This is a genomic window from Streptomyces beigongshangae (assembly GCF_019710745.1).
Classification (GTDB): domain Bacteria; phylum Actinomycetota; class Actinomycetes; order Streptomycetales; family Streptomycetaceae; genus Streptomyces; species Streptomyces beigongshangae.
Window position 1 is genome coordinate 1 of record NZ_JAHKJW010000163.1, and the last position, 1771, is coordinate 1771.

Annotated in this window: 1 protein-coding gene; it reads left to right on the forward strand. The window is 76.5% G+C overall.

Annotated elements, in window-relative coordinates:
- Positions 1-200 precede the first annotated feature (200 nt).
- On the forward strand, positions 201-1771 hold a 1571-nt coding region (locus tag KM933_RS38625), incomplete at its 3' end, for a type I polyketide synthase (RefSeq protein WP_308013687.1).

The window sequence follows — 1771 nt, forward strand, 5'->3', positions numbered from 1 at the left end:
CGGCCTCGCCCGGCGGCTGCGCGGCGCACTCGCCCGCCTGGAAGCGGCGCAGGACGCCGGGGCCGACGGCCGCGCGGACACCGCCGAAGCCGTCGAGTCGGCCACCAACGAAGAGATCTTCGACCTGATCGACAAGGAGCTGGGCATCTCGTGAGTCCCGTCCCGACCACGCCGTCCCGACGCACCCACGGAGGGGCCCGGTGAGCGAAGAGAACGAGCGGCGGCTGCGCGACTACCTCAACCGCGTCACCATCGACCTGCGGGACACCCGCCGACGGCTGCGCGAGGCCGAGGACAGGAACCGTGAACCGATCGCCGTGCTCTCGATGAGCTGCCGCTTCCCCGGCGGCGTCCGCACCCCCGAGGAACTGTGGGACCTCCTGGCGGCCGGCCGCGACACCGTCACCGGCGTACCCGGCGACCGCGGCTGGGACACCGCGGCGCTCACCGCGGACGGCGTGCCCTGCCGGGGCGCGTTCCTCGACGGCGCCGCCGACTTCGACGCCGGGTTCTTCGCCGTGTCGCCGCACGAGGCCGTCGCGATGGACCCGCAGCAGCGGCTGCTGCTCCAGGCCGCGTGGGAGGCCGTCGAACGCGCCGGCATCGACCCGGCGTCGCTGCGCGCCACCCGCACCGGCGTGTTCGCCGCCGCCATCGACCAGGGCTACGCCCAGCTCGGCACCGGCGCCCCCGAGACCGTCCGGGGTTTCCTGATGACCGGCAACTCGATGAGCGTCGTGTCCGGGCGCGTCGCCTACGCACTCGGCCTGGAGGGCCCGGCGGTCACCGTCGACACCGCCTGCTCGGCGTCGCTCGTCGCCCTGCACCAGGCGGCGCGGGCACTGCGCGCCGAGGAGTGCTCGCTCGCCCTGGCGGGCGGCGTGACCGTGATGGCACGGCCCTCGGTGTTCACCGAGTTCAGCCGCCAGGGAGCCATGGCCGCCGACGGCCGGTGCAAGCCGTTCTCGGCCGCCGCCGACGGCACCGGCTGGGGCGAGGGCGTCGGCGTGCTCCTCCTGGAACGCCTGTCGGACGCCCGCCGGGCCGGCCACCCCGTCCTCGCCGTGCTGCGCGGCTCCGCCGTCAACCAGGACGGCGCCAGCAACGGCCTCACCGCCCCGAACGGGCCCAGCCAGCAGCGCGTCATCCGGGCCGCGCTCGCCGACGCGGACCTGTCCGCCGCCGACGTCGACGCCGTCGAGGCCCACGGCACCGGCACCACCCTCGGCGACCCCATCGAGGCCGACGCGCTGATCGCCACGTACGGCAGGGACCGTGCCGCCGGGCGGCCGCTGTGGCTCGGCTCGCTGAAGTCCAACATCGGCCACACCCAGGCCGCCGCCGGGGTCGCGGGCGTCATCAGGACGGTTCTCGCGCTGCGCCGCGGACTGCTTCCCCCGACCCTGCACATCACCGAGCCGACACCGCACGTGGACTGGGGCGAGGGCACCGTCGCCCTGCTGACCGAGGCCAGGAGGTGGCCCGCGACGGACGGGCCGCGCCGCGCGGGCGTCTCCTCCTTCGGCATGAGCGGCACCAACGCCCACGTCGTCCTGGAGCAGGCCCCGGAGCCCGGACCGCGGCGCCCCGCCGGCACCGCACCGGACGTCGTGCCGTGCGTGCTCTCGGGGCGCACCGCGGCCGCCCTGCGCGACCAGGCCGTACGCCTCGGGGCGCGCCTCGCCGCGGACCCGCGGGCACGCCCCGCCGACATCGGCTACTCGCTCGCCACCACGCGGACCGCCTTCGCGCACCGCGCCGCCGTGACGGC